This window comes from Pauljensenia sp. UMB6358 (genome assembly GCF_030216865.1).
Lineage (GTDB): Bacteria > Actinomycetota > Actinomycetes > Actinomycetales > Actinomycetaceae > Pauljensenia > Pauljensenia turicensis_A.
Genome location: NZ_JASOMS010000018.1, coordinates 1 through 2,740 on the forward strand (window position 1 = coordinate 1; position 2,740 = coordinate 2,740).

Genomic DNA, 2,740 nt, shown 5'->3' on the forward strand with positions numbered 1-2,740 from the left:
AAGCAGTTGATATGGTGCCTTAGGAACGCGCGATCCTCGCCGATGACGAGCATCGAGATGGTGTCGAAGCGGACCGGCACGTTGACGAGCTCGGGGTTGTCGCGGTTGGCGTCGAGCCACCTGGTCGCGCTCACCTCCATGCGCTCGCGCGAGGCCTCGGTCGCGTCCGAGGGCATCCCCTTGGTGACGTCGACGCTGGCCTTCACGTCGCAGATGACCACGGTCCCGTCGTCGAGGGCCGCGATGTCGACGGCGCCGCCGTCCTCCGACACCCACTCCGTGTCGAGCACCTCGTAGCCGCATCGCTCGAGGAACCTCTCCGCCGCCCTGATCGCCTTCTGCTTGAGTTCGGACATGGTAGACCTCCTTAGTCTCGGCGGTTCGCCCCTTTGGCCTTCCGCCTTGCGATGCGTGAAGGCGCGCGGGTTCCGCCGTAGGCGCAAGGGGGAAAGGCGAAGGAGGGCTTGGTTAGAGAATCTCCCTCCGGTGTTGTCGGAAAAGTTTTCGAGGTCTTGGCAATCAAACTCACCGCCGAAAAGTTTCCCGGGAACATCGCCGGCCCTTGCGCCGGAGGCGGGTTCCGCGCGTCAATGCGCGTCCAAGGGGGGAGGCGAAGGGGGCACCGAAGACGAGGAGGCTCCTGCCCGACCTTGCGGATGGCGCGGCAGTGCGGGACAGGTTCGGAAGCGTTGCGGCGTGCTGCTCGGGACGGTGCAACGGGGAGGAAGGTGGTGCCGACATGGCGCCGGCGGCGGGTCTGCGGTGCGGCTGTGACGGGTGGCGCCGGGGCCACCAAGGGGATGTACGCGATGCCGGGTTCCCGCAGCGTATGGGGGGCGATCGCGGCAGGACCGGCAGCCGAGTCGTTAGCACCCGGCTAATGTCGTCAACGCGGGACGATGGTAGAATACCTGATATTGCATTTAGCAGTTCGCGCGAAGGAGCGCCCATGGACTACACCGACATGCTCAAGGACGGCGCGTCGCCCACCGAGCTGAGGCAGTACCTCGCGGACGGCGGCACGGTGGCCGTCACCATCAGGATTCCGGCGAACCTTCGAGACTCGGCCAAGCAGGCGGCCGTCCTGCGCGGAACCAGCTTCAGCGCCCTCATCCGAGAGTGCATGATCGACGAGCTCATCAAGGAGGGGCGATAGCCGGTGGAGTTCGTCGATAGAGACATATTCGGCGGAGGCTTCATCGAGCGCTGCTACCCTGCTCGCATCCTCAATACCCTGCTTTGTGATCGTACAACCGGCCGAAACATCATTTGGGCCGACAACGAGCACGAGGCCCTGGGTGATGGATACGCCGGCAGCGACGAGATCGGCGCCGGCTGCGACCCCAATTTCGTGAAGGCCGATTCGGCAGAGCTAGCCAAGGAGGGCAAGCTCGCCGAGTTCGTGGAGGAAACGTTCGGCGGGAAGCTAGAGGGCTAACGATATGGATCTGACCCTTTAGCCCCAGTACCAGCATTTGAGAAGACGAAGGACCGCAATGTCAAAGCTCAACATCGACCAGAAGACGATAAACGACCTCTTCGCCAGCAAGAAGTCCGACTTCCTCATCCCCGACTACCAGCGCCCCTACGCCTGGACCGAGGACGAGTGCAACACGCTGTGGGACGACATCTTCACCTTCGCCTTCCCCAACGACGATTGCGACGCCTTCGACAGCGCCAACGACGAGTATTTCCTCGGCCCGATCGTCACCTTCAAGAACGCCGACGGCAAGCTGGAGATCATCGACGGCCAGCAGCGACTCACCACCATCATGCTCCTGCTCCGGGCGTTCTACTCGAAGTTCGAGTTCATGAAGGACAAGCAGTCCGTCAGCACCCGGGACACGATCGCGAGGTGCATCTGGAAGACCGACGAGTTCGGCGACCCCGACAAGGACAGGCTGAAGATCGACTCCGAGGTGGCGTCGGACGACGACAAGGAGGAGTTCCTCGAGATCCTGAAGTCCGGCAGGACCGGCGCCGGCCACCAGAGCAAGTACGCTGCAACGTTCTCGTTCTTCGAGGACAAGATCGCCCGTCTCGTGAACGAGTACCCGTCCTACACCGCTTACCTCGCGACCCGCATCCTCAACAACGTCATCCTCCTGCCGATCGAGGCGGAGTCGCAGGACAGCGCCCTGAGGATCTTCTCGACGCTGAACGACCGAGGTCTGCCGCTCTCGGACGCCGACATCTTCAAGTCGCAGTTCTACAAGCAATTCTCCGACGCTGGCCGCAAGAACGAGTTCATCTCGCGCTGGAAGGTGCTGGAGGAGAAGTGCGCCGCGATCTTCAAGCCCATGCGCGGAACCCCGATGGACGAGCTGTTCACGCGCTACATGTACTTCGAGAGGGCGCGCCAGGGCAACAGGAACACGACAACGGAGGCCCTGAGGGACTTCTACGAGAAGAACGCCTACGAGCTGCTCAAGCGGGACGAGACGTTCGACAACCTCGAGCAGCTCGCCGGCTTCTGGGAGAGGGTCGACAAGCAGGACGGCTTCTCCGAGCGCGTGCTGAAGAGGTTGTTCGTGCTCGGGTACGCGCCCAACGGCATGTGGACCTACCTCGTGTCGGTTTACTTCATGAGCAACAAGGACGATCAGGGCGAGCTCGACGAGGGCGAATTCTTCTCGTTCCTCTCGCTAATCACGGCGTTCATCTGGGCGTACGCAATCGAGAGGCCTGGCGTGAACGCGCTGAGGACACCCGTCTACCCCGAGATGATCAACATCGTCAA

Annotated in this window: 4 protein-coding genes; 3 read left to right on the forward strand and 1 reads right to left on the reverse strand. The window is 62.5% G+C overall.

What is annotated here, in order from left to right:
- A partial coding sequence (locus QP381_RS08380) for a YraN family protein (protein WP_285068447.1) occupies window positions 1–356 on the reverse strand: 356 nt, incomplete at its 3' end.
- A gap of 593 nt (window positions 357–949) precedes the next feature.
- On the opposite strand from QP381_RS08380, the gene QP381_RS08385 reads away from it, so the two are divergent.
- From QP381_RS08385 to QP381_RS08395, 3 genes are all read left to right on the forward strand, one after another.
- Window positions 950–1,156, forward strand: a complete 207-nt coding sequence (locus QP381_RS08385; RefSeq protein ID WP_285068449.1) for a YlcI/YnfO family protein — start codon at window positions 950–952, stop codon at window positions 1,154–1,156.
- Between the two features lie 3 nt (window positions 1,157–1,159).
- Window positions 1,160–1,438, forward strand: a complete 279-nt coding sequence (locus tag QP381_RS08390) for a hypothetical protein (protein WP_285068451.1) — start codon at window positions 1,160–1,162, stop codon at window positions 1,436–1,438.
- Window positions 1,439–1,496: 58 nt separating this feature from the next.
- Window positions 1,497–2,740 (forward strand): DUF262 domain-containing protein (locus QP381_RS08395; protein ID WP_285068453.1); only part of this gene is annotated, 1,244 nt, incomplete at its 3' end.